The organism is Mesobacillus sp. ABV4_180, from assembly GCF_056158485.1.
In genome coordinates this window covers 336,241-360,690 of sequence record NZ_JBSWTJ010000001.1, presented here as the reverse complement: position 1 = coordinate 360,690, position 24,450 = coordinate 336,241, and the positions used below count along the sequence as shown (strand labels likewise).

23 protein-coding genes are annotated in these 24,450 nt (G+C 40.6%); 8 read left to right on the top strand and 15 right to left on the bottom strand.

Annotation, left to right across the window (positions count from 1 at the left end):
- Positions 1-116: 116 nt before the first annotated feature.
- Positions 117-1,721, top strand: a complete 1,605-nt coding sequence (locus ACXAEA_RS01930; protein WP_475094257.1) for a serine hydrolase domain-containing protein — start codon at positions 117-119, stop codon at positions 1,719-1,721.
- Positions 1,722-1,766: 45 nt separating this feature from the next.
- Here ACXAEA_RS01930 and ACXAEA_RS01925 read toward each other — a convergent pair whose 3' ends face one another.
- From ACXAEA_RS01925 to ACXAEA_RS01910, 4 genes are all read right to left on the bottom strand, one after another.
- Positions 1,767-2,108, bottom strand: coding sequence for a zinc ribbon domain-containing protein YjdM (locus tag ACXAEA_RS01925; RefSeq protein ID WP_475094256.1), 342 nt, complete (start codon positions 2,106-2,108; stop codon positions 1,767-1,769).
- A 138-nt stretch (positions 2,109-2,246) separates the two neighbouring features.
- Positions 2,247-2,936, bottom strand: coding sequence for a collagen-like triple helix repeat-containing protein (locus ACXAEA_RS01920; protein ID WP_475094255.1), 690 nt, complete (start codon positions 2,934-2,936; stop codon positions 2,247-2,249).
- 30 nt (positions 2,937-2,966) lie between these two features.
- Positions 2,967-5,012, bottom strand: coding sequence for a PKD domain-containing protein (locus tag ACXAEA_RS01915; RefSeq protein ID WP_475094254.1), 2,046 nt, complete (start codon positions 5,010-5,012; stop codon positions 2,967-2,969).
- A gap of 161 nt (positions 5,013-5,173) precedes the next feature.
- Complete coding sequence (locus tag ACXAEA_RS01910) at positions 5,174-5,323, bottom strand: hypothetical protein (RefSeq protein ID WP_475094253.1); 150 nt, start codon at positions 5,321-5,323, stop codon at positions 5,174-5,176.
- A gap of 109 nt (positions 5,324-5,432) precedes the next feature.
- Between ACXAEA_RS01910 and ACXAEA_RS01905 the strand changes: the two genes are divergently transcribed.
- Complete coding sequence (locus ACXAEA_RS01905; protein ID WP_475094252.1) at positions 5,433-6,437, top strand: DUF3231 family protein; 1,005 nt, start codon at positions 5,433-5,435, stop codon at positions 6,435-6,437.
- Between the two features lie 61 nt (positions 6,438-6,498).
- Here the strand turns inward: ACXAEA_RS01905 and ACXAEA_RS01900 are convergent, their stop codons facing one another.
- From ACXAEA_RS01900 to ACXAEA_RS01890, 3 genes are all read right to left on the bottom strand, one after another.
- On the bottom strand, positions 6,499-6,777 hold the full coding sequence (locus tag ACXAEA_RS01900) for a hypothetical protein (RefSeq protein ID WP_475094251.1): 279 nt from the start codon (positions 6,775-6,777) through the stop codon (positions 6,499-6,501).
- A 132-nt stretch (positions 6,778-6,909) separates the two neighbouring features.
- Complete coding sequence (locus tag ACXAEA_RS01895; protein WP_475094250.1) at positions 6,910-7,179, bottom strand: RsiV family protein; 270 nt, start codon at positions 7,177-7,179, stop codon at positions 6,910-6,912.
- Positions 7,152-7,529, bottom strand: a complete 378-nt coding sequence (locus ACXAEA_RS01890; RefSeq protein WP_475094249.1) for a polysaccharide deacetylase family protein — start codon at positions 7,527-7,529, stop codon at positions 7,152-7,154. Before ACXAEA_RS01890 ends, ACXAEA_RS01895 begins: the two co-directional genes overlap by 28 nt.
- 191 nt (positions 7,530-7,720) lie before the next feature.
- Between ACXAEA_RS01890 and ACXAEA_RS01885 the strand changes: the two genes are divergently transcribed.
- Complete coding sequence (locus tag ACXAEA_RS01885; RefSeq protein WP_475094248.1) at positions 7,721-8,953, top strand: dicarboxylate/amino acid:cation symporter; 1,233 nt, start codon at positions 7,721-7,723, stop codon at positions 8,951-8,953.
- 41 nt (positions 8,954-8,994) lie between these two features.
- Here ACXAEA_RS01885 and ACXAEA_RS01880 read toward each other — a convergent pair whose 3' ends face one another.
- Genes ACXAEA_RS01880 through ACXAEA_RS01870 form a run of 3 tightly spaced genes read right to left on the bottom strand, consistent with a single transcriptional unit; the run spans position 8,995 to position 11,377 of the window.
- Positions 8,995-9,957 carry a PDR/VanB family oxidoreductase gene (locus tag ACXAEA_RS01880; RefSeq protein WP_475094247.1) on the bottom strand — a complete coding sequence of 321 codons (963 nt, stop codon included), beginning with the start codon at positions 9,955-9,957 and terminating at the stop codon, positions 8,995-8,997.
- 2 nt (positions 9,958-9,959) lie between these two features.
- Positions 9,960-10,430, bottom strand: a complete 471-nt coding sequence (locus ACXAEA_RS01875; protein WP_475094246.1) for a dimethylamine monooxygenase subunit DmmA family protein — start codon at positions 10,428-10,430, stop codon at positions 9,960-9,962.
- On the bottom strand, positions 10,427-11,377 hold the full coding sequence (locus ACXAEA_RS01870; RefSeq protein WP_475094245.1) for a heme-dependent oxidative N-demethylase family protein: 951 nt from the start codon (positions 11,375-11,377) through the stop codon (positions 10,427-10,429). Before ACXAEA_RS01870 ends, ACXAEA_RS01875 begins: the two co-directional genes overlap by 4 nt.
- 412 nt (positions 11,378-11,789) lie before the next feature.
- Here ACXAEA_RS01870 and ahpC point away from each other — a divergent pair, with 412 nt between their 5' ends.
- The 3 genes from ahpC (at position 11,790) to ACXAEA_RS01855 (ending at position 14,735) form a co-directional block, all read left to right on the top strand.
- Positions 11,790-12,353 carry an alkyl hydroperoxide reductase subunit C gene (gene ahpC, locus ACXAEA_RS01865; protein ID WP_475094244.1) on the top strand — a complete coding sequence of 188 codons (564 nt, stop codon included), beginning with the start codon at positions 11,790-11,792 and terminating at the stop codon, positions 12,351-12,353.
- A gap of 12 nt (positions 12,354-12,365) precedes the next feature.
- Entirely contained in the window at positions 12,366-13,895 is a 1,530-nt protein-coding gene (gene ahpF / locus ACXAEA_RS01860) for an alkyl hydroperoxide reductase subunit F (protein WP_475094243.1), read from the top strand.
- Positions 13,896-14,030: 135 nt separating this feature from the next.
- Positions 14,031-14,735, top strand: a complete 705-nt coding sequence (locus ACXAEA_RS01855; RefSeq protein ID WP_475094242.1) for a DUF421 domain-containing protein — start codon at positions 14,031-14,033, stop codon at positions 14,733-14,735.
- A 189-nt stretch (positions 14,736-14,924) separates the two neighbouring features.
- Here the strand turns inward: ACXAEA_RS01855 and ACXAEA_RS01850 are convergent, their stop codons facing one another.
- Together ACXAEA_RS01850 and ACXAEA_RS01845 are read right to left on the bottom strand one after the other, a co-directional pair.
- Positions 14,925-16,424, bottom strand: a complete 1,500-nt coding sequence (locus tag ACXAEA_RS01850) for a malate:quinone oxidoreductase (RefSeq protein ID WP_475094241.1) — start codon at positions 16,422-16,424, stop codon at positions 14,925-14,927.
- Between the two features lie 297 nt (positions 16,425-16,721).
- Complete coding sequence (locus ACXAEA_RS01845; protein WP_475094240.1) at positions 16,722-19,124, bottom strand: hypothetical protein; 2,403 nt, start codon at positions 19,122-19,124, stop codon at positions 16,722-16,724.
- 174 nt (positions 19,125-19,298) lie between these two features.
- On the opposite strand from ACXAEA_RS01845, the gene ACXAEA_RS01840 reads away from it, so the two are divergent.
- Both ACXAEA_RS01840 and ACXAEA_RS01835 read left to right on the top strand, forming a co-directional pair.
- On the top strand, positions 19,299-20,057 hold the full coding sequence (locus ACXAEA_RS01840) for a hypothetical protein (protein WP_475094239.1): 759 nt from the start codon (positions 19,299-19,301) through the stop codon (positions 20,055-20,057).
- A gap of 14 nt (positions 20,058-20,071) precedes the next feature.
- Positions 20,072-20,512: a hypothetical protein gene (locus tag ACXAEA_RS01835; protein ID WP_475094238.1), complete on the top strand. Its 441-nt coding sequence runs from the start codon at positions 20,072-20,074 to the stop codon at positions 20,510-20,512.
- A gap of 227 nt (positions 20,513-20,739) precedes the next feature.
- Here ACXAEA_RS01835 and ACXAEA_RS01830 read toward each other — a convergent pair whose 3' ends face one another.
- The 3 genes from ACXAEA_RS01830 to ACXAEA_RS01820 are packed head-to-tail and all read right to left on the bottom strand — an operon-like array spanning position 20,740 to position 24,433.
- Complete coding sequence (locus ACXAEA_RS01830; RefSeq protein WP_475098037.1) at positions 20,740-21,837, bottom strand: Ger(x)C family spore germination protein; 1,098 nt, start codon at positions 21,835-21,837, stop codon at positions 20,740-20,742.
- A 5-nt stretch (positions 21,838-21,842) separates the two neighbouring features.
- Positions 21,843-22,949 carry a GerAB/ArcD/ProY family transporter gene (locus ACXAEA_RS01825; RefSeq protein ID WP_475094237.1) on the bottom strand — a complete coding sequence of 369 codons (1,107 nt, stop codon included), beginning with the start codon at positions 22,947-22,949 and terminating at the stop codon, positions 21,843-21,845.
- Entirely contained in the window at positions 22,934-24,433 is a 1,500-nt protein-coding gene (locus tag ACXAEA_RS01820; protein WP_475094236.1) for a spore germination protein, read from the bottom strand. Before ACXAEA_RS01820 ends, ACXAEA_RS01825 begins: the two co-directional genes overlap by 16 nt.
- Positions 24,434-24,450: the final 17 nt, after the last annotated feature.

Here is a 24,450-nt window from a genome sequence, read left to right as displayed (position 1 = left end):
ATGAGGGCAACAGCTGCCTGCCTGGCTGTTGCCCTCTTTTTTCAAGAAGAAGGAACTATACATTTTTTATAGAATTATTTATAAGTCCATGAAAGAAATTAAAGGAGCATGTCGTTATGTCAAATCTCATTCAAAATATAGAGCGAATCATCCATGATTCCATGAAAAATAATCACATCCCTGGAGCTGCAGTTACAGTTATAAATGACCGTGAAGTAATTTTATCCAAAGGATTTGGAAAAACAACGGTTGAACAGTGGGGTTCCCCTGTCCGTCCGGATACCTTATTCAGAATCGCCTCTGTAAGCAAGCTTTTTACCGGAACGGTTCTAATGATGCTTGCTGAGAAAGGTCTGATTGATTTGGACCTGCCTGTCCAGCAGTATATACCCTGGTTTTCTGCTGGGGACAAGGAACGCTCCAAGCTTATTACGACTCGGATGCTTCTTACCCACACATCAGGGTTGCCTACTGGCGATGATGTACGATCCCGATATCAAGAAGATGGCTTATTGCGTTACATGAAAGAAGTTGTACCAACCCTGCCTATTCTGTTTCATCCAGGTTCTGCCTATACTTACGGTAATCACGCCTTGAATATTGCAGGATTTGTTGCTGAGCAGGTAACCAACACACCTTTTCCGAAAATCGTTCAGGAAATGCTATTTGATAAGCTTGAGATGTCGCAAACAACCTACGACCCATTAAAGGCAATGACTTATCCTTTTGCCCTTCCACATAAAAAAGATACAAAGGGAAACCTGCATGTTTCACATCAGGTTTATGATACTGTTGCCAGCTATCCCTCCTATTTTGCATTTTCATCCATTGAGGACTTAAGCAAGTTTGCCATGCTCCACCTTCAAAACGGAGCATACGCGGGCAGTCAGCTCCTCTCACTATCTTCAGTAAACGAGATGAGAAGGTTGCAAAGCAAATGGTATAACCTGACTGAGGGTGGCTGTGGAATTACTTTTTTCAGAGAAACAAAGGATGCTATCGAACGTTTCTGGCATTATGGCCAATACAGTAATCAATACTCCAGCCAGTTCATCCTTATACCAGAAAAGGGAATCGCTGTAATCGCACTGGCCAATGGAGAGAATATTTTTCAGGCTGGCTATGAAATCGTTGATGAATTATTAAAAGATCATGCTTCAGCTGAAACAATCAATGATTTGCCGTATGTCGGAACTCGTCTTCCATTGTATGAAGGGACCTTTCTCCATAGCTATTATGGTCTTTTTGAGATTAAGAAAAATGATGGTGATTCAGTATTAATGAAACATAATGAACAAGAATTTAATTTACAGCCGTACAACGCTGATACTTATCTTGCGAAAGACCAGGATGGGAACATTGTTTTTACAGTGGGATTTCCTGTCCAAAATGAAGGGAATACGAACAAATGCATTGTCGTCAACAGCAAAGCATGCCCAGAATTCCAGTCAGAAACACCAACGAGCCCTGCAACCTGGGAAGAGTGGACAGGGCAGTACAGCGACGGCGTCGAGACATTCGATGTACGTATTCAAAGTGACTCTCTCATTATCAAAGATTTACAGTCAAATCTTGATTTAGTTGGAAAACCAATTAATAAAAACCAGTTCCTGACGAAAGAATATGGTTTGGTAAGTTTCATAGAAGTGAGTGGGGTAATCAATCTGGAATTTGATTTTGCATGGCGATACCCTAAGCAAAAGAATGCCGTACTTTCTTAATATAAGCATGAAATAAGCCAGGCTGAATGCCTGGCTATTTCCTGATTATATCTTTTTTACGAATTCAGACTTCAGCTTCATTGCACCAAATCCGTCAATCTTGCACTCGATATCATGGTCGCCATCAACGAGGCGTATGCTTTTGACCTTGGTCCCGATTTTAATCACGGATGAAGTGCCTTTTACTTTAAGATCCTTGATGACCGATACAGAATCTCCGTCATTCAGAATATTCCCGTTTGAATCCTTGATCACTTTAGAATCCTCACTTGTATCAGCTTCTGCTGCCGGATTCCATTCATGTGCACATTCGGGACACACCAGCATGGATCCGTCCTCGTATGTATATTCAGAGTTGCATTTTGGGCATTTTGGCAGTTTAGACATGAATTCTTCCTCCGTATATTCCTATTTCTATTCCCTATATTATAAACGAAAAAGTGGAGCATTCCTATTGCGTTGGTTTTCTGCAAATGATGTTTGCAATGATTAAAAGGAGCAAAGAAGGATCTTTGCTCCCGAAAATTAGTTTCCAATTTTAATTATTTGCAATGCAGGCAATGAATAGCTCATACCCTGAGGAATGTCAGCTATGAGCTTTACTACATCATTTTCCATCAGTGAAAGCAGCTGTGTGGATTGTAAATTAGCTGTAGATCTTGAATCCGTTACGGATGATCCAACATTAACAGATTCATTGACTAGCAACTGGAATTTTGCAGTCTCTAAAGAATCTCCTTCATTGATTACATCCACCTTATAGCCTATCTGAAAAATACCGGATGTTAATGACTTCAGCCCTTCGGCAGTTAACTCAAAGTCCTGTAAAGGACCCGCTACCGAAAACTTAACAACCCCGCTGTCGCTGCTGACGGACGGTGAGTATGCAAATCCAAAACTTGAGCCAACCGAACCCCCCGGACCAGCTGGACCTCTTTCGCCAGGATCCCCTTTTGGACCTTGTTCACCTTGTAAGCCTTGTGGTCCAGGATCCCCTTTTGGACCTTGGATCCCTGGGTCTCCCTTTAATCCTGGAGACCCCTGAGGACCCGGATCCCCCTTTGGACCAGGGGGCCCTGGAATACCGCGCTCACCTGGTGGTCCTGGGGGCCCTGGGTCACCCTTCTGACCTGGCGGGCATGATTCCCAGCATGGCTCTTGCGGACCATGAGTGCAGCGGCAATACCATCTATTGCATCTTGAACATAATTGCATGTTTGATTCACCTCTCATTTATCCTTGATTTTATTGGCGGATCGTAACGGGAATATTTGTGATGACTCCGCCTGAACTAGATTCGACTGAGATGGAACGTGTAGCATCCGGCTGGAAAGCTGAAGGTTCAACCCGATACCGCCAAATGCCAAGGGCATCTGCCTCGACCTGGGCCAGGACTGTTCCCTCTAATGTGTTTCCGATAAAGATTGTGATGATGACCCCTGGCCCAGCAACATCTGTCGTGCCTGATATTCGCCATTCGGAGTCTCCGATTCTGTACTCAGCCTGGGTAATGGTTAAGTTATCAGGAAGAGTCATCACTTGGACAGTATCAGTTGAACTTCCTCCCGGTCCGGTTACAGTGAGTTTAAAGGTGAAGGTAGCTGCTTGCTTTGGTGCGATGAATGAGGCGTTTGCAGAATCAGCATCGAGGATTTGGACAACAGGTCCTGAGATTTGTTCCCAGTTATAGGTTGTAACATCTCCAACCGCACTTCCAGTTAATGATATAAGTGTATCTTGTTGAACGGTCTGATCTGTTCCAGCATTGGCAATCGGTGCAGGACTAGAATCAACAACCTCCACGTCAACGGTGTCAATGGCCGGTCCTCCATCCCCTTGTACTGTTAGTTCAAAAGTAAGAGTACCTGGTGTCAAAGGAGCAGTGAAGGAAGGCGAAGCAGTGTCTGCATTATCCAAGATGACCGTTTCCCCATCCATTTGCATCCAGTTATAAGCAGTGATCGGACCCGTTGAACCTGTTCCATCCAGCGTGACTAGAGATTCTGCCAAAACAGTCTGATCTGGGCCAGCATTGGCTGTCACTCCAACCGGAACATCAGGTGATCCATTTACAATGACCGGGACGGTTGCTTCCCCTCCGGCTGTTGATTGGATAACCAGATTCGATGGAGGGTTGGTTAAATTCAGTATTAGTGGGCCATCAGAAGGCACAGTTAGGTTCCCAAGCCCAAAATCTTTTACGGTCAAATCGGTTGGATGGATAGAATCACTAGAGACAGCATCAACTGTAAGTGTTTTCGTGTCATTATCATAGCTGGCTGAGGCTGTGATAAAATCGACAGGTGCTGCTTGTTTTACGCTTGCCGGATCATTATCGCCTATATTCGTTACTGTAATTATTGCAGGAGGATTGGCTCCAGTAAAAGAAACACGTCCATAATATAATCCATTACCACCTTGGAGGATTGTAGGGTCGATCCCCTCACCTGTTACCTCAATTTGTTGCGGCGTAGTATCTGAACTGGCAAAAACATCAATAAAACCGCCTGAAGCATCAATCTGGGTATATGTCGTTCTTGTCACATCAACACCAGAGATGGTTGATATTTTACCTAATATAGAAAAATTCCTTGTTTCAATGGTATTGTCCGGATTGAAACCAGGTGTAGTGGATTGGTCAGGCGAGCCGATGCCGATTCCCGGCCCTTCAATCCTGAAAATATTTTGCAGCTCATTAGACGGTGTGGTATAAGGACTGCCAATCACAGGATGCAGCACATTGGGATCTCCAATATATCCTGCCGGTGGTGCCGGAGCTACACTAGGATCCCATTGTAAAAAAGGATGGACCCTGCTGTTAAACAGCTGTTCAAATTCAAGGGGGCATATTCCGATATCTTCTGTGACATTAATTTCTCCTGCTCCGTCGCCATCATCCTCGGCTTCATATACATCCACACCATATGGATGGGTGACTGTATACTCCACCCCGGCCTGCAACCCGGCAACCCTAACGCGGATGCGGCCAAACACAGTTTGATCTCCATCAATAGGTACTTCGTTTGCAAAAGCCGCCTCAATTGCTAAAACTAATCTTGCCCTTTCACCTGTTCCTGTTTCCATTTCTGCTTCCGCAGCAAAATAAAATGCCTCACTCGGAAAATTGTCAGGAAAAGAAACTGGTTGTCCGGGATTTGGCAGGTCAGCAGGAGTTAGACCTGAAAAAGGATCATTTGGGTCTGTGTTCAGCATCAGCTTCAGTCCATTTTCATCTTCGTACCAAACTGGAAATCCATTTAACGCATTAATCGGACCAACTTTCAAATTCATTCTCCTTTCATAGTAAATTGACTGCTCGTTACTTCTGGCCTAATAGACCTTGGGATAGTTTATTCTGCAATTGAAAATCAGGTCCGGCTTATACCTATTTATCCATAAGAAAGGGCCAACAACTAAATAGCTGTTAGCCCTTCTGGAACATAATCCCTACATTATTCATCATCTATTTCATCGTCGCCAATTTCATCTTCTTCCTCAACATCTTCAAGCTGTTCGTCTTCTTCTGGTGGTGCATCATTTCCACATCCTGTGATGGAAAACATTGAAAAGGCAAGCAAAAACATCAATAAGTACTTTCTCAATTTGAAAACCTCCTTTTCAAAAGTTTTTCCCCCACTTTTCCAAATATGTATTGGGCAAGGTAATAATTTATTTCTTAATAGTAACAATAATAGGAAAGGAGTGTGTGAAATGTCTGAAAGAACCAATGAATCAAACGTTGAATTGACCGCTACCGAGGTCTCCAATATATGGGCAGCCTATCTGAAAATCACGATGGAAGTGCGTTTTTACGAGTACTTCCTGGCCACAGTCGAAGATGATGAAGTTAAAGATATGGTTAGAAAACTTCTGGATTTCGCCAATAAAAACACCGGTGACCTCAAAGAGATTTTTACGAAAGAGAAGCTGACGATTCCTCTGGGTTTCACTGCTGAAGACGTGAAGGCTGATGCAGGAAAAGTATTTTCCGACACCTTTATTTTATACATTTGCCATGATATTACCATGCTCTCGATGATTACATATCCCAGTGCATTTTCCGACTCAACCAGAAAGGATATCAGAGCGCTATTTCAAGGATGCATAGAGTTTGTCTCAAAGATTCAAAACGAAATGACTGAATTGATGTTGTCAAAAGGTGTGTATATAAAGCCGCCTCAAGTCGCCATGGACCACACGATCGATATGGTGAACCACATGAATTACCTGAATGGCCTTTTTGGCGGTTCAAGACCTGTAAATGCTGCTGAAATCGCCAATCTCACAAGAATAATTCATCGGGCACAATTTTCCAAGATGATTCTTGTCACCTTTGGCAAACTAGCCAAATCGAAAGACCTAAAACAGCATCTTAGCAAAGGAAATCAGGCTCTTGAAAAAGTGACAAGTTCCCTCCAGGAAGTATTTGATAAAGAAAATATTCCGGTTTCAGCTTCCGGTGACTATAACATTTATGATGTGAATATATCTCCGTTTTCAGATAAGCTTATGATGTTCTTTGTGAATACTTGCTTGGGAATGTTCTGTTTCATCATGATCAACCAGGCACTGACATCAAGTTTACGTACCGATATCGTCACAAAATTCACCAATATCTCAACTGAAATGAAAAAATTTTACGGCAAAGGCCTGATATTGACGATTTCAGAAAAATGGCTCGAGCAGCCTCCGCAGCTGCTGGATCGAAAAATATAGTAAAAAATAAGCAGGTGAATTGCACCTGCTTATTTCATTCAAGAATTAAATATAAAGTTGATCAACTGTAAATAAACATGAAACTAAAAAAGGCGATGATCCATATCATTGGAATCAGATTCAACATTATGGCAAGCCGCTTCTTTTTCACCCTGAAGATCCATGATGAAACAGAGCCTGTAACGACTGCAACCGGATATAAAGTGATCACCAACACAAAGATTGAATTATAAAAGTTGACGCCGCCATCAAAACTCATGAACGACAAACCCCAAATGACAAACCACGGAACGAAAGAAAGTATATACAAAACCTGGGTGATGATCAGGAACGATTTCATAAAAACCTCCTCAATGCATGGTAGATTTCAACGTTTATCTATTTATATAACAATCGGATTCCATTAAGACTTTCTAAGATTAAAAAAACCGCATCCGAATCGGGTACGGTAAACATACAAACTGATCTTGAACTAAGACTGCGCCATCCTCCCAAGAGGACCGTTTTCATCAATAATATCCGCAATCTCATAAACCGAGATTGGGAACATTGGAAAACCGAATGCATATGGGGTGATTTCGTACAACTGAAAATAGACGATCAGGCTTTTATCAGCAATATAAAAGTCCTGATCTGGCCTGATTGCGGTGAAATCATTGAGCAACTGGATATCACGTTCCTTGATTTGAGCATCAATAATAGCAGAAAGCCGCTTTACATAGTCACTTCCAGGCTTGAACAAGTCCCCCAGCCCGCAAACTTTTCCCCCTCCAGCAAATCAAACGTCAAAGACTTTATATAGGTCATCCCATGGGCTGCATGGTAGTGATAGGTGTAATTGATCAATGACAGGCTCAGGACATCCCGCTGGTTGTTCTTTATCTCATAATAACCAAGCATTTCTTCCACTGATGTAGGCATATTTCCCGCTTGTTCATCAATCAGCTGCTGAGTTTGATAGATTATCGCCTTATTCATTCTCTTTTCCATAACCTGATTGTGCATATTGAATACATTTGGATACAAAACTGACTGTTTGGGACCCCCGCGAATTTTAAGGGTTCTTATGCTTACCGGCAAAGATATAGGCATCGTCATCCGTCCTTACAGAATTTTACCTCATTGTATTCTTGCGGGGATGAAAGTGATACGCACAGGCTAAGTTTACGGTGTCCGTATCTCTGGATAAAAACCACTTTTCCTATTGTGTGTTTACAGCATCAAGTGTAAGTTTATTATTAGGTAAAATTTCACTATATTTCTAGTAAAGAGGCGGTTGAAAATTGAGCAATATATGGAGATCTTATAAAAATTCATCCTTTATTTTAAAAATGACGATTGGGTTTGTACTAGGAATTTTGGCGGGCGTATTGATGGGACCAGACACAGAAGTATTCAAGCCCCTTGGCACCTTGTTGATCAAATTGCTTAATCTGATTGCTACTCCAGTGGTCTTCCTTACCGTTGTGCTTGCGGTCAACCAGATGAATCCCGCTCAATTGGGCAGGACTGGCGGAAAATTAATTCTTTACTACGGGCTGACAACTGCTGCAGCTGTTTTGATTGGCCTTGCCCTAGCCCTATGGGTCAATCCAGGCGAATCTTTATCCCTTCCGGATGCAAAGGTAGATAAACCAGAAACACCATCCATTTCAGACGTCATTTTCAATATCGTCCCGGACAACTTTTTTACGGCTTTCACAACCGGAAACTTAATGGCAATCCTATTCCTGGCGATTATCATCGGATTTACGATTTCGGGGATGAGGTTTTCTGAAGAGAAGAAAATCCAGCAATATGGAACACATCTGCAAACCTTGGTTGAAGCAGCAAATGAACTTTTCTTTAGAGTTTTAAAAGGGATCCTGCTTTACGCGCCAATCGGTATTTTTGCCATTGGAGCAACCACTTTTGGCACACAGGGATGGGATACCCTAACATCGCTATTGGAGTTTACCGCAGTTTTTTATATTGGAATCGTTATTCTCTGGATCTTTGTTTATAGCGGAACTTTGAAGCTGTTTAAAATACCTGTCAGAAGCTTTTTTATCAATACAAAAGATGCCTATACAACAGCATTCTTCACTTCCAGCAGCATCGCCTCACTGCCAGTGGCAATTGAAAGTGCGAAAAAAGCAGGCATCTCAGAGAAAATGGTGAATTTCAGTCTACCCCTTGGTGCGGTGTTCAATTCTGACGGCGGAGCACTGCGGATGGGTGCCTCCATTGTCTTTGCAGCTAATGTTTCCGGTGCGAACTTCTCGCTGATGGATTTCATTACGATCGTACTTGTTGGAACCCTTCTCTCGATTGGCACAGCAGGAATTCCAGCTGCTGGACTGGTTACCCTCTCGGTTGTATTGACGATGTTCGATCTGCCTCTCGAAATCGTTGCCCTGATTGCTGGTGTCGATGCAATCATTGGCATGGCCGGTACAGCCTCAAACGTCGTTGGAGACGTGGTTGGTGCAGCGGTGGTGGATCAATCTGAGAAGAAGGCAGAAATGGCGAAATAACGAGTAAAACCCGCATTATACGCGGGTTTTTCCTTTTCTCTTTATAATTCCAACACCAGCATCCCATTTCCACGCGATACACAGCTGAGCATGGTTTTGCCGGTACGCTGCTGGTCTTCCGTCAGGAAAGAATCGCAGTGGAGAATTTCCCCTTCTTTTACGTTCACTTCACAAGTTCCGCAACCGCCAACACGGCAGGAATACGGAACGGTGATTCCATTTTCCCTCAGCCTATCCAGCAATGAAGTCCCGGCTGGAACTTCAAACTGTTTTCCGCTGCTTTTAAGTGTTACCTGAAAAGCTTTCTGTTCTCTATTCACTGGCGGTGCGAATCGTTCGGAATGGACATTGAAGGTAGGATAACCATATTCCTTTGCCGCTCCCGTAAAATCCTGAATCATCTTCTCAGGTCCGCAAATATAAACATGTGTGCCGATTCGGTGATTGAGAAGCTGCTGCGGCGATATGCGCTGGGCTTCTTCCCCCTCGGTAAAATAAAAATGGATATGACCGGGATATAACTCTCTTAAGCATTCATAAAAAGCACATTGCTTTTTTGATTTAGAAGCATAATGCAGCTCAAAGCTATGATTTTTACCAGCCAGCTCTGCCATCATCGATAAAAATGGCGTAATACCTATTCCCCCTGCATAGAAAACATGGTGTTTAGCCGTGAAACTCAGTGGAAAATAATTTTTAGGATAACTTACATTTAAGACATCACCTTCACGAACATGATGATGCCAATAATATGAGCCGCCTGTTGAGTCTTCCGTTAGCCTGACCGCTATTTCAATCACTCCTGGTTCTGGAGAGGTATTGAAAATGGAATACTGCCTTTCCAGGATCCCTGAAGGGTGCGGCAAAAATGTGGTTAAATGCGAACCACCACTGAATGGCGGAAGCTTCGTGCCATTGGCTGCTTTTAGTGTAAATCTTTTTATTGTGGGCGTTTCTTGTCTGATTTTTTTTACCAATACCTCAAGCTTTGAATTTTGCGGCAACCTTAAGTTCCTCCTGATTTATTAATCGAGACAGATCCCAGATAGGCGTCCAGCCTGCGGGAGTAATGCCCTGAAACTTCAAGCTCTTGTCGGCAATTTTTACAAATGATAGACAATTCATTGTTGAAATCATTGAAGCTATGACATGTACAGCACACCAGTTTCTTCTTACCCGGTCCGATGACCTTCATCTGCCACTCATGTTTCGTAAATCCAGCCTGACGCGCGAAATTCTCTACGTTTTTTACAAATTCCGTCCCGCCTGATATGTACAAGTACGTTCCCATCTTTTGCTGGCTGAACAAGGTCTCGAGGCAGGAATCAGGTTCTCCTTCAATTCTATGAAAATCAAATGGAATCCCTTCTTCCATTGCCTCGCGGACGAAATCATATAATGATTCCGCCCCCAATACATCAGCACAAAACAAGAATTTCCTCTTCCCCTTAGCGAATTGAAGCTCTTTCTCCATCATCTCTTTTTCAATTCCTCTTCTAAGTATTGAAGTACCTGGTTGCGATAAAGGGAAATTCCTTTATAGTCCGTAATAAAATCAGGAAGCTCGTGAAGAATACGATAAAATTGCTCAAGCCAGGGTCGATGCTGAATGAATTTTTCCAATGCCATCAAATGTGAATGGATGGTAAACAAGATGGCATTGCTTTTTGGAAGGCGGAACAATTTTTGTACTTCAACTCTTAAGTGAACGAGTTCGCCTGCATTCTCCTTCGTTACTTTCTTACGCATCTGGCCCCATTCAGCAAAAGTCTCAAGTGATGTATCCATTCTGTTCCCGGCCATTAGAGACCAATTTTTCCTGCCCCATGGACTGCCTGCTTCGATACGCATCAAAAATTGCAGAATCCGCTCATCAAGGGAACCGGATCGGAAATTAGGGATTGGCGAATGGATTTCCTTAAAAGACATACCCGCATCAAAAAAAAGTGACCAATTGGCGGGAAAACAGAGCTGTCCTGCATCTAAAAACAGGTCACCGTCCCGCTGCATCATGATGATTAAATCCTCCTGAACATGCCTGCCAATAAAATCGAGAGGCTCTGCATCAAGCGTTGAAAGGTCTCCATATGTGAAAGTCACCTTTTCATTCATATGATTGTTGGTGAATACCCATTGATCATCTTGCTTATACAGTTCGAATTTTTCAGGATAGAAACTTACAAGGTTATGGAGGATTAAATCCATGGCTTCCCACTGTGCATCCAGTGTGTGGGGTGCGGAATAGTAACATCTGGCTGGATATTTGTTCAGCAAATCTCTCTTTAAAATAATTTCATCAATATAGCCATCTGTAACCTCTATTGCATTCGGCGGATTTAAAGGAACCGCATTATTCGAGTACCTGTAAACATCGCTCTCACCAAATGGATAAGGGAAAGATGATAAATGATCAGCAGAGTCCATGGATCCACCCCCCTATTCAGAATTTTCTCTCTACTAATACTATATAAAAATCAGGACCCAAAATGAACTGAAAATATAAAATACGTATCTGATTGATTTAATAAAAATGATGTTTCGACATTTGAACTACATTATTGGAAACACTGACCAGCCTTTTGTTAAAATAGATTTAAAGATACCAAAAAAATTCTGTCATTTGATAGCATGTTATTTCCTTAACAAGTCCACAATAGATAAAGCCGGTATTTTGGAGACTATTAAACAAAATGACCTTATCACTTGACAAAATAACGAGTGCTATATGATAATAATTACCGAATTAGAATTATTCTAGTTTATTGAATAGTTAACTGATTAACCTCAGAGAACTATTTCACCAATAATCAAAACCAATTTTAAGGAGGACATTCATATGTCATTAATCGGCAAAGAAGTACTACCATTTACTGCACAAGCATTCCACAACGGAGAGTTCATCACTGTTTCTGAAGAAAACTTAAAAGGCAAGTGGAGCGTAGTTTGCTTCTACCCTGCAGACTTCACATTCGTATGCCCTACTGAACTTGAAGATCTTCAAAACCAATATGCAACATTAAAAGAAATGGGAGCAGAAGTTTACTCTGTTTCTACTGATACTCACTTCACTCACAAAGCATGGCATGACCACTCAGAAGCAATCGGTAAAATCGAGTACATCATGATTGGAGATCCTTCACAGAAGATTTCCCGTAACTTCGAAGTATTGAACGAAGAAGATGGTCTTGCTGAGCGCGGAACATTCATCATCGATCCAGACGGCGTGATCCAGACTGTCGAAATCAACGCAGGCGGAATCGGCCGTGACGCTAGCCAGGTTGTAAGCAAGCTTAAGGCAGCACAATACGTTCGCAACAACCCAGGTGAAGTTTGCCCGGCTAAATGGCAGGAAGGTGCTGCTACACTTAAGCCAAGCCTTGATCTTGTAGGAAAGATTTAAGGAGCAAGCTCCATGTTATTAGATGCGGAAATCAAAGCGCAATTAGCCCAATATCTTCAACTGATGGAGGGCGATGTGCTGCTAAAAGTCAGCGCTGGATCAGATGAAGTTTCACGTGACATGCTGGCTTTGGTGGACGAATTGGCTACAATGTCATCCAACATTAAAGTCGAGCATGCTGAATTGGAAAGAACCCCTAGCTTCAGTGTGAACCGGATCGGTGAAGAAACAGGGGTGACTTTCGCCGGAATTCCTTTAGGGCATGAATTCACTTCACTTGTTCTTGCTTTGCTCCAGGTGAGCGGCAGAGCTCCTAAGGTTGACCAGAAAGTCATCGAACAAGTTAAAAACATTCAAGGCGAATACCGCTTCGAATCTTATATCAGCTTAAGCTGTCACAACTGCCCTGATGTTGTACAAGCTTTGAACTTAATGAGCATCCTGAATCCTGGCATCACACATACCATGATTGACGGCGCAGCTTTTAAAGAGGAAGTTGAAAGCAAACAGGTCATGGCCGTTCCTACCGTATTTTTGAATGGCGAATCCTTCGGAAGCGGCCGTATGTCGATCGAAGAAATCCTCGCCAAGATGGGCAGCGGTCCTGATGCATCTGAGCTAAATGATAAAGAACCATACGATGTCCTTGTTGTCGGCGGAGGCCCTGCTGGCGCAAGTGCAGCCATCTATACGGCTCGTAAAGGCATCCGTACAGGGATCATTGCGGAACGCTTTGGCGGACAGGTGATGGACACTTTGGGCATTGAGAACTTCATCAGTGTGAAGCATACCGAAGGCCCTAAGCTCGTCGCAAGCCTTGAGGAGCATGTAAAGGAGTATGGCATTGATGTCATGAACCTGCAGCGTGCCAAGCGTTTGGAAAAGAAGGACCTTATTGAAGTTGAACTTGAGAACGGTGCTGTTCTTAAGAGCAAGACCGTAATCCTTTCCACTGGTGCACGCTGGCGCAATATTGGCGTACCAGGCGAAGCTGAGTTCAAGAATAAAGGGGTTGCTTACTGCCCTCACTGTGACGGTCCATTGTTCGAAGGAAAAGACGTTGCTGTAATCGGCGGAGGAAACTCTGGTGTTGAGGCGGCGATTGACCTTGCAGGTATCGTAAACCATGTAACAGTAATTGAGTTCAATCCTGAACTCAAAGCTGACGCAGTTTTACAAGATCGCCTCCGCAGCCTTCCGAACGTCACTGTCGTAATGAACGCTCAAACAAAAGAAATTACTGGAACTGACAAAGTAAACGGTATTACGTACATTGACCGTTCGACAGGAGCTGAGCACCATGTTGAATTACAAGGTGTATTCGTCCAAATCGGTCTTGTACCAAACACAGAATGGCTGGGCAATACGCTTGAACGCACTCGCTTCGGTGAGATCGTAGTGGACAAGCACGGCGCAACAGACCTGCCAGGCGTATTCGCTGCAGGCGACTGCACAGACAGCCCATACAAGCAAATCATCATTTCGATGGGATCAGGTGCCACCGCAGCATTGGGTGCGTTTGATTATCTCATCCGGAACTAAGAAAAGTCGCTTTGCTGCTTTATTGCAGTGGAGCGGCTTTTTTTTGATGCATCTTTACTCAATATTTTTTTGATTAATAGCAGAACATGAGAGATAAACTAAGTGGTAGCTTCTGGGGGAAAGGATGTAACTTGAATGGATTTTTTTCAAAGTCAGGAATCACTTACTGCCATTGAGTGGATTCTTCGAGCTGTTGTTGGTTTTTTCGTTTTATTAATCGTAACTAAAGCTCTAGGCCAAAGAGCCATCTCCCAATTAAGACCTCTGGATTTTGCCATTGCTTTAGTAATTGGGAACATTATTGCCCATCCCCTATCAGACGAACATCTAGGGTTAAAGGGATCAATAATTACAACCGTTTCATTATTGTCTTTTTATCTTGCAGGAATTTTTATGATCCTTAAATTTCCATGGTTTAGAAGGTTACTTAATCATCCACCAATTACCGTAGTTGAGAACGGAGAAATCCTTACTAAAGGATTGAAAAAAGCAAGGATATCCATTGATGTATTATTGGAAGAGCTGCGTGAGAGAACAATTGAAGATGTAAAAAAAGTAGCCATAGCGATTTGGGAGGCTGACGGAAAATTATCCGTTTTTTTAGATCCGAAATATGAACCACTCACACCAGCCTCAATGCAAATGCCAACAGAGCCATTCAATTTTCCAAGGACGATCATTAAAGAAGGGAAAATAAATTACAAGGTATTAAATCAAGTTCAGAAGGATGAAGGTTGGGTTGTTTCAAATTTAGAAAGGGTCTATCAGACAGAGGTGAAAAACGTGCTGCTTGCCACTCTGGATAGTAAAGACATCCTTAAAGTTTTTTTATATAAATAATCAAACCAGGACCTAAATCACCATAATGATTTCTTCTTGCTCTCCTTTACACACGTTGAATAGGGTTTCATGATATGGTCACTGCAGCCGACCTAACAGCGAAGAATAAAAAATAACCTTTAATCCAAGATGGATTAAAGGTTATAACAATAATATTTTTTTGAACACCTTGTTTCGGCATTTGCATTATCAACTATAGACTTTTACTTTTTCGTTTAAGCCCAGCGTCTTGGCTGTTGATTCATGAATCTCATGGAAAAGCTCTGGGTTGTCCACTAGTGACACACCATATGACGGAATCATTTCCTGTATTTTGGCTTTCCACGTAAACATATGCTCAGGGAAGCATTTTTCCAATACTTCAAGCATGACGTGTACGGCTGTGGATGCACCTGGAGATGCACCGAGCAGGGCAGCGATAGACCCGTCAGATGCGCTCACGACTTCCGTACCAAACTGAAGGGTTCCCTTGCCAACCTCAGTATCTTTGATAACCTGAACACGCTGTCCGGCTACCACGATACTCCAGTCCTCGCTTTTAGCGTTCGGGATAAACTCACGAAGTTCTTCCATCCGCTTTTCATGTGATAGCATGACCTGCTCAATCAGGTACTTTGTCAACGCCATTTCCTTCATCCCTGCTGCCAGCATCGTGATGACATTGTTCGGCTTTACAGAACCAATCAAATCCATGTTCGAACCCGTTTTCAGGAACTTTGGTGTGAAGCCGGCAAATGGTCCAAACAGCAATGACTTTTTGTTGTCGATGAATCTTGTGTCAAGATGCGGCACAGACATTGGCGGAGCACCGACCTTCGCTTTGCCGTACACTTTTGCATGGTGCTGCTCTACTACTTCCGGATTGTTGCAGACCATGAATAGTCCGCTTACAGGGAAGCCGCCGATTTGCTTTGACTCAGGGATACCGGTTTTTTGCAGCAATGGCAAGCTGCCGCCTCCGCCTCCGATAAAGACGAATTTGGCTTTATGATGTTCGATTTTGCCGCTATCAAGATCTTTCACCTTCACATCCCACGAGCCGTCGTTCGTACGTTTGATATCTTTGACACTATGCTTATAGTTAATCTCGACATTTTTTTTCTTCAAATGGTCAAACAGCGTGCGTGTTAACGCACCAAAATTGACATCCGTTCCAGAATCGATTTTTGTTGCCGCAATCGGCTCTTTTGATGTGCGGCCATCCATTACAAGCGGGAGCCATTCCATCAATTTTTCAGGGTCTTCGGTATATTCCATCCCCTCAAACAAAGGAAGAGGTGAAAGCGCTTTAAATCGTTTTTTCAAAAACGATACGTTTTTCTCGCCTTCTACTAAGCTCATATGTGGAATTGGCATGATAAATTCATGCGGATTGTGAATAAGGTTGCTGTTTACAAGATATGACCAAAACTGTCTTGAAAGTTGAAACTGTTCATTCGTTTTAATCGCTTTGCTAATATCAATGGATCCGTCCGGTTTCTCAGGTGTGTAGTTAAGTTCACAAAGTGCAGCATGACCAGTACCGGCATTATTCCACTCGTTAGAGCTTTCTTCTCCAGCGGCAGCAAGCTTCTCAAACACTTTGATTTCCCATTCCGGTGCTAACTCTTTCAGTAAGGCTCCCAATGTCGCACTCATGACTCCGGCACCAATTAAGATAACGTCTGTTATATTCTGTGAGTTGCTCATAATAACCTTCCTTGTCCCCTTTATTTGCAAAAAGAGCAGGCATCACTCCACAGGTGGCACAAAATACTGGCTTCACCCCGGAACGCACCTTTTTCCGTCCTAATTAAACCATAACATAATCTATTATAATGATTAATATATCAAAATATCTACTATTATCTGATAATTATAAACCATTTTATGCTGGTAAAAAAGCAGAACCCCTTCCGAATTACACAAAAAAACGAAAACCAAGGCCTGAACTCGCTTTTTAATGGGGCTAAGTCCTTGGTTTCTGATATTTACAGGAAGGTCAACTTAAATACTTTCTCCAGAACCCCCGGCTCTTCTATACCTCTTCCTGAACATATTCGTGGTAGTGATGCTTATTAATCCTGTGAATATCGTTCCGATCGTTTTCAGAAGATCGACTTTATATTTTTTATAAAAGTCGATGATATCCCAAAATGCTTCTTTGTTATTGAGCATATAGATTGCTATGAATATCAGGATGATTAAGGATACACTACCCAGAGCAATTACGACTTTCCAGAAGTTCAAACGGAAATCTTGTTTTCCGATCTGGTCTTCATATTCATCGTTCTTGGCCATCAATTGGTCATTCCTGACCACCAGCTTTTGTTTTTCTTCCTCTAATTCTACTTTCCTTCCTTGTTCTTCTTTTAGCTGCTTCTCCAGCTCAACATTTTTCTGATTCAAGATTGTGATGTCTTTTCTGTAATCCTCAATAATGGACAGTGCCGTTTTATTGTCGACGATTTGATTACCTGTCTGAGAGTAGCTAACCAGGGATTGAACCATTTCCGTTACAGGAATGTCCATTAACTCTTCAAAATTTAAAATGGCACTTACACATTTTAAAGTGGTGTTCGCCTTGTTGTCCCAATAGAACTGGTTATCTGCTCCTTGTTTGGATAGTTTCTGCATGATAATGATCGTTGGGAAAACCAGATTTTCGATTGTTTTCTCAAAATCCTTCGTGTCTGTCTCATGTTCTTTTAGAATAATCAGCGCTTCGAGCAGTAAATTGACGATCGTTGCGGAGATAGAAATATCGATCCATAGATCTTCCTGATTTCTTTTTGACTCCAAGGCGGTTACAAACTGCCTGATCAGGTGGATGTCTTTTAATAAAATGGCTGCTTTGATGCAATGGATCATCTCAATTTCATTAAAACTGTTTACATCTCGATTGTAGATCAGCCTTCTCAATTGTTCGGTTGCAAATTCCGCCTCCAACTCCAGCTCTAAAAAGGTATTACAGGCTACAATACATTCAGAATCTATTTCATCCCCACTTATTAACGACTGCTTTATCCAGTTGATGGTGTTTTGAGAGTGCTCTTGATTTACACCATAAGTAGCCCGCAGCCATAATAAAGCAGAAGTTGGGACTAACAGGCCAAGATAGGAGTCCGTAGTCACACTGTCCAGGATTGGCTGAACCAAATCCTTTGTAAATTCTGTATAGGCAACGTTTTGATCTTCCAATGCCTTATGTATCTTTAAAGTATCGACAGAATTCCAGAAGCTATCATCAATTAATTTTCCTTCTTTAAGAATGCTATGAATCTTAATTTCTGTGTCCTGAAGGATTTTTAGTGCCGATTTTTCCCTTCCGGCTACAAAAAATTGTTTTAAGCTTTTTTCATTGGATTCAATCCCAATATATTTTACTTTCCCTGACGTAATAAATGGTTGAAGAAAAACATCGATTCCCTTTATTAATTCGTCCTTTTCTTCATTTGCAGTATTTGAATTGGTAGGACCCAGAACAATAATGGAGTGGGTCCCCTGGTGGATTTGTTTTTTCAGTTCTTCAATTTTCCCATTGGAAAGTTCATATTCCTGATAGCGATAATTAAGCGAATTTAACGTTTCAATGAAGAATTCAAAAGCCATGCTCTTACTTGCTTTATCCCTTATGATTGCTGTATTGCATTTACCATCGATCACAAACTTGACTAAATTTTTTAGTAAAACCGTTTCTTTTTGCCAATCAAGATTTAAAGAAGAAATCACCGCGCGGTACTTGGATGTTTCCCTCGTAGCCAGGAGCAATGCCCTGCTTGATTGATGATTGTCCTCATCATGCAAAAGGATTTCCCAGTCAGCAGTCGATTCAGAATGGTCCAGATAGTGCCAATACAAACCCTTCATTTTACTGCAATATTGTTTAAGTTCATCCAGGGACACGGTATTTGGGTAATGAAAAAGAGGATGAATTTCTGATAATCTTGTACTCTTTATATCCCCGCTGATTGCCTCCTCTTTTCTTCGAACAGCCTTTGGCGATTCCATTGGCAGAAATTCAAACGAAGGGAACGGTTCATAAAAATTTTTGGGTATTGAATTCAACTGGTGAAGGATCAAACATCCTTTTCCCTGAGAAAGAAAACCATCAAAAATTTGCTTGAACCCCTCAGATCCAACTTCATCCTTAATCGTTTTCTCACTTAATGAATTGGATGAAAAAATAACAGCAGAAATCTCCCGATCAGTAAGATCATGCCTAAGCCTCGAAATATTATGGGCAGTATATAGAATAATATCTTCCGGGTTAATGAAATCAAAACTCTCTAGTAAAGGACGGATGTCCGTTTTAGTAGAATAGGACATATAGACCTGGCTTTGAATAAGTGCGATTTTTCCCAAACGATCACCCTTTTCAGGTTTAAAAGTATATGTATATTTTAGCATAAAACTTTCCCATTTATTTCTATATTCAAAGGTTTTATGAGTTACATAAAAAAGATTGCTCATTGAGCAAGAAACAGGAAGAATCATTTCTACTGGAAAATAATACATACCCATTTTATTAATGGGTAACCTACTTTACAAAGGGAAAGAAATTAAATATGAAGGAATTCAAAAATGGATAGTCAAGTGCGAAGACCTCTTATAAAAATTGGCACATTCGGCATTACACATTTGAAACTGCAGAATCCATACATGGTTGCCTGGTGGTCTGCTGTTTTTCCTGGTTTTGGGCACTATTTACTTAATCAGTATTTACGCGGAACATTATTAACCCTATCTGAAGTAATCATAAATACTTTAGCTCATATTAACGAAGCAATGGTCTATTCTTTTTGCGGGCAGTTTGAACTTGCAAAATCAGTGCTTGAACCCAAATGGGCTTTCGGATATCTTGTCATCTATTTAATTGCGATAGGAGATAGTTTTCGATCAGCCATTTACCAAAATAAGCTTTATCATCTGGCAAGATTGGAGAATAAAAAAATTTCTTGTTTGAATATTTCTCTGTCTGAAATTCAATACCTTGAAATGAAAAGCCCTATCCTTGGAGCCGTTTACTCTTTCTTCTTCCCAGGTTTAGGGCAATTATATAACCATCGGTTTGGACTTGCTTTCTATGCGATGTTTTGGTGGTGGGTTTATATCAGTTTGTCAAGAACGCACGAATCTCTCTTAATCCTTTTTCATGGTCAGCTTGATCAATCTATTTCCATGCTCCAACCACATTGGCTTTTATTTATGCCATCTGTTATGGGCGGCTCCATCTACCATGTTTACCGTACCACCATTGAACACAATCAACTTTTTCTGATCGAGCAGCGCCAACACCTTTCCAATCGATACCAGAAGACCAAACTTCGAATTTTTCCCTAAGCAGGTGCTTGTCCATGTTGATCTTCGGCATATTTGAACAATCAATCGAATTAGAGCAAGCATTAGCTGAATTAGAGAGCAACTCCATTTTAAGAGAGCATATCCTCGTTGTGTTCATGGATTCCAACAATGAGATACGTCGTCATAAACCAAATGAGCCACATGCATTTGAAATAGGGATCGCCAGTGGGACTGGGGGAGCAGTTATTGGAGCAAGCACTGGTTTTGCACTTAGCCTTGGTCCAATCATTTGGGGTCTTATTGGCGCGGGAATTGGATTTGCAATAGGACTGATTGCAAACCTTTTGTTTAAAAAACTGAAAAACCACACCAGTCAAACGGAAAACACTCATGAGGTTACGGTCGTTATTCAATGCCAGGAAACCCAGATTCACCTTATTAGTGAAGTTTTATGGAAATACCAGGCTCTTTCGGTTGGGTATTCTGACCAATAATCATAACATCCATCCTCACAATTAGATGTATAAACTCCTTAATGATCAGGCCGAAAATTCTATATACTAAAGAAAACCCCTTAAAAATTAACTGTTTTAAGGGATTTTCATTTTAATGACTGATTATTTCTTTTGTATCCTAAAACCTTAATTAACATGTGGTATGGTTCAGCGTAATAAATCTAAATGGAAACTTTTTACCTCGCATCTTAAAGTGTTAAATAAATCTAAAATACATTTCCTGTTTTTATGATGTTTACCTTTACAGTCGGTTCAAAATAAACATTTTTATATTCATCTTCCCAATTGATTTTCTTCCATAATTTCGGGTGAAAACTAGAAATTTGTCTTCCAATTCCCAGCGCATCACAATTGGCTTGTAATAAAGTGTTTGTTATTTCCTTTGCTTGTTTGGTTAATTCATCCGATAAATCTTTATTTAGTTTTTTGATATTAAGTTCTTTATTAAAATCTTGAGGATAACTGCCTACTTCCACACTCATCTTAACATCAATTTTACAAATGATTTTATCATCCTTATCCACCAGGACTTCTAAGTTTCGACTCAAATTTATTGTATCAAAAGAGATGGATCGGCCATTGCCTTCAGGTTCGAGCATTAAAGCCATTTTGTTTGTCTTGTCTAATTGATTCATTAAGGATAATAACAAACTGCTTTTTTCTTTTGATAAGGTTGTACCGGTATATTGATCATTGTGAAATAGCGCAACTCCTGCTGCTTGAATTTTATTTCCCTCTACTTTTTCAAGATAAGGCAAAATCATATCTTTACCAGGATCCAGTATTTTTTTCCACACTGAAAATGTAGTTTCTTTCGGTATGACCGTATCCGATTCCGCTCCATTTAGCAGTTGTAAGATGACAAATGCAATCGGGCTTTTTTCTTTCTCCATGGAAAGAAGATCTTTCGCTTTGCCTTTACTTATGACAATTTTGGAAGACATATAGGAATCCATATCACGGTAAAAAAACTCAATAAAAGGGTGAATCCCTTTTTTGGCTATTTCTTCACCTATAATTACAACGTGCGCTTTACTCGCATCAATTTCACCAATAATTTTACTATCTAAATCTATTCCTAAACCAACCGGGGTTTGTCTTACTGCTTCGACCAATTCATCTTGTATTTCAAATTGTCCTCCCCCCTTACTTTGTATGTTTAATACTCGAATGGCTGATTCAATTTTTCCCTCTTCAGTTATATCTACACTAATTCCGTTCACTAGCGTTCGATTCACAAGAAGTTGCTGGTCCCAACAGCCAGTCAATATATTGAGGGTAATAAATAAAGTTATAAAGAGCATTTTTCTCAAGTGGGTTCACTACTTTCATGCTTTTTAAAAAGAAAAGACAGGATTAAAAGTAAAGTTGGGATGATAAAAACAACCAAATAGTTTAAATAAGAAACATATGTATTAAAAAGAGTAATAATCACATCATCATGTGGAATCAATGTAATCAAAAAGATAATAAATCCATTAAACAAGACTGCCTTTTTGTAATTCTTTTTTTCTACATTCATACTTTTGCTGGCAAAAAATAAGTACGCAATAATGGAGTTAGCCATTGGAACAATCCATATCGACAGGAAAATTAGATCCACCCGATCCACCATATTATAAGTTATTCCTCTAAGTAAATTTAAAATGGGTTCTCTCATTTGTGCCAACTGATCTGGACTGAAACTGATTAGTGTAAGAAAGATAAAGTAGGTGTAAAAAAGGGTAATAAAAATATTGGCCAATGATATTGTCTTTACTACTCCTTTTTTATTTTGAATAATGAATGGAAATATAAATAGCAATCCTTCAAAACCCAACATCGCAAGAAGAGAATTCTTACTTCCAATTAAAATATTCATGAATCCAGAACTGCCGATTGGCAGAATGTATTGAAACTCTTTTGGAGTAAACCAATTTAATAAAGAAGTAAACAATAATAATATGATTAAGGAAGTTGCCAGGACAAAGAATCTGGCAATGATTCTTAAATCACTAATCGTTAAATAAATACAAGCGGCAAGGATGAGTAAGGCTATGATCCAATCAGGAGTCAACGGCAGTAACCATAAGTTAATGATTTTAATAAATAAAATACTGGCTAGACCTCCGACAAGGATGAAATTCAAATAGATAAAAAGGTTAAACACCCTCCCTAAAAAACGTCCGACTATCATATGAGTGATCTCTGTATAAACAAGATTTGGAAATCGTTTTAGCAGCTGCCAATAGACAACGAGCATGATTTGCACACCCACACCTGCAATCAACGTAGAAATCCAGGCGTCTCCGTTAGTAGTCTTATGCACGACATTCGGTAATGATAAAAGACCTACGCCAATTTGGCTTTGAATTAATATAAAAAACACCTGAAATTTTGTTATGGAATTATTTTTTCTCATCATTTCTTCTTCCACGCCCTTGTTTGCCCTTGTTGATTTGCGTAAGCTGGTTTTGCGTCAGTCGGTCGAGTATTCATTTTCCATAATGGAAGTCTTAGCAATGAATCCTTTAATCCTTCTTTCTTTAATGGAGCTAAAGGTGAAAAATAAGGCGTTCCAAAGGAATCTAATTTACACAAATGCATAAATATCAACATTAACACTAATACAATCCCAAAAAAACCAAATAAAGATGCAGCGACCATTGTCGGGAAACCTAATAACCTAGCACTTGTTCCCATCTCAATCATTGGAGCCACAAATGCGGCAATAGCCGTAAAGCCTATAACGACGATCATCATATTTGATACGATATGGGCATCTACTACAGCAGTCCCAATAACTAATCCTCCTACTATTCCAATTGTTTGAGCGATAGGTGAAGGCAGTCGAATGGAAGCTTCTTTTAACAGTTCTAAAATGATTTGCATCGCTAAAGCTTCGACTAATGGAGGAAATGGAACATATTCTAATGAAACCCTTATTGAGTATAGAATTCCAATTGGAAGCACTTCAGAGTGGAACGAAACGATTGCTATATAGGTAGCAGGCAAGCTAATCGATACAATAAAACTTAACATGCGGATTAGTCGGAAGAAAGAACCAACTAACCATCTGCTATTATAATCATCTGGTGTTTGATAAAACGCAAAAAACGTTATTGGGACAATCATCACACGCGGATTACCATCAATAATGATCGTGACTTTCCCTTCTGTTAAATAAGACACCGCTCTGTCTGGTCTTTCTGTAGCCAATATATGGGGAAAAGGTGAAAAAGGATGATCTTCAATAAGATCCTGTAATTCACCAGTTGTATAGAGCTGATCAATTTCGATTGATGTTAATCTCCGTTCCACTTCGTTAATAAGCTCTGTATTTGCAAGATTATCTAAATAAAGCATTCCGACCTTCGTTTGAGTAAGATTTCCGATTGTAAAATATTTGATCTTTAATTGTGGACTTTTAATCCTCTTTCTTAAAAGATGCAAATTTGAACTAATGCTTTCAACGAATCCATCATGAGAACTTTTGATGTTCCGCTCATTAATAGGCTCTTGAATAGACCTTCCTTCTATTCCTCCTACTGATGCCATAAAAGCCTGGGAATCATTTTCTAGTAAAATTACACAGAATCCATCTAACAGGTTTTTTCCTGCTTCTGAAATCATTGAAGTCATTTTTAGTTCTGCAGCAAGAACAGCATTTTTAATATCACCGGTCTTCACATCTAAAATAGGGTCAATAACAGAAGATTGGAGAAGTTCCTTGTTCAACATCGAATCAATGTAAAGAATGGCACATTTCTCGTCATTAAATATCAGTTCTTTTTTCAATAAATCTTCTGTATGGCAAAAATGTTTTTGTAACTTTCTTATATTCTCTTCAATATCATTGGACAGTTGTCCTACTTCACTTGAACGGCTAGATAAAGATGAATTCTGTTTAAAGAAACTCATTCCTGAAAAACTCCTTA

Excerpts from the sequence above, each read along its gene's own strand:
- ACXAEA_RS01920 (WP_475094255.1), bottom strand. The coding sequence starts at position 2,936 with ATGCAATTATGTTCAAGATGCAATAGATGGTATTGCCGCTGCACTCAT.
- ACXAEA_RS01875 (WP_475094246.1), bottom strand. The coding sequence starts at position 10,430 with ATGATGGAGAAAGAGCTTCAATTCGCTAAGGGGAAGAGGAAATTCTTG.
- ACXAEA_RS01835 (WP_475094238.1), top strand. The coding sequence starts at position 20,072 with ATGTTGATCTTCGGCATATTTGAACAATCAATCGAATTAGAGCAAGCA.
- ACXAEA_RS01925 (WP_475094256.1), bottom strand. The coding sequence starts at position 2,108 with ATGTCTAAACTGCCAAAATGCCCAAAATGCAACTCTGAATATACATAC.
- ACXAEA_RS01845 (WP_475094240.1), bottom strand. The coding sequence starts at position 19,124 with ATGCTAAAATATACATATACTTTTAAACCTGAAAAGGGTGATCGTTTG.
- ACXAEA_RS01840 (WP_475094239.1), top strand. The coding sequence starts at position 19,299 with ATGGATAGTCAAGTGCGAAGACCTCTTATAAAAATTGGCACATTCGGC.
- ACXAEA_RS01820 (WP_475094236.1), bottom strand. The coding sequence starts at position 24,433 with ATGAGTTTCTTTAAACAGAATTCATCTTTATCTAGCCGTTCAAGTGAA.
- ACXAEA_RS01855 (WP_475094242.1), top strand. The coding sequence starts at position 14,031 with ATGGATTTTTTTCAAAGTCAGGAATCACTTACTGCCATTGAGTGGATT.
- ACXAEA_RS01905 (WP_475094252.1), top strand. The coding sequence starts at position 5,433 with ATGTCTGAAAGAACCAATGAATCAAACGTTGAATTGACCGCTACCGAG.
- ACXAEA_RS01830 (WP_475098037.1), bottom strand. The coding sequence starts at position 21,837 with ATGCTCTTTATAACTTTATTTATTACCCTCAATATATTGACTGGCTGT.
- ACXAEA_RS01890 (WP_475094249.1), bottom strand. The coding sequence starts at position 7,529 with ATGCCTATATCTTTGCCGGTAAGCATAAGAACCCTTAAAATTCGCGGG.
- ahpF (WP_475094243.1), top strand. The coding sequence starts at position 12,366 with ATGTTATTAGATGCGGAAATCAAAGCGCAATTAGCCCAATATCTTCAA.
- ACXAEA_RS01915 (WP_475094254.1), bottom strand. The coding sequence starts at position 5,012 with ATGAATTTGAAAGTTGGTCCGATTAATGCGTTAAATGGATTTCCAGTT.
- ACXAEA_RS01930 (WP_475094257.1), top strand. The coding sequence starts at position 117 with ATGTCAAATCTCATTCAAAATATAGAGCGAATCATCCATGATTCCATG.
- ahpC (WP_475094244.1), top strand. The coding sequence starts at position 11,790 with ATGTCATTAATCGGCAAAGAAGTACTACCATTTACTGCACAAGCATTC.
- ACXAEA_RS01870 (WP_475094245.1), bottom strand. The coding sequence starts at position 11,377 with ATGGACTCTGCTGATCATTTATCATCTTTCCCTTATCCATTTGGTGAG.
- ACXAEA_RS01850 (WP_475094241.1), bottom strand. The coding sequence starts at position 16,424 with ATGAGCAACTCACAGAATATAACAGACGTTATCTTAATTGGTGCCGGA.
- ACXAEA_RS01900 (WP_475094251.1), bottom strand. The coding sequence starts at position 6,777 with ATGAAATCGTTCCTGATCATCACCCAGGTTTTGTATATACTTTCTTTC.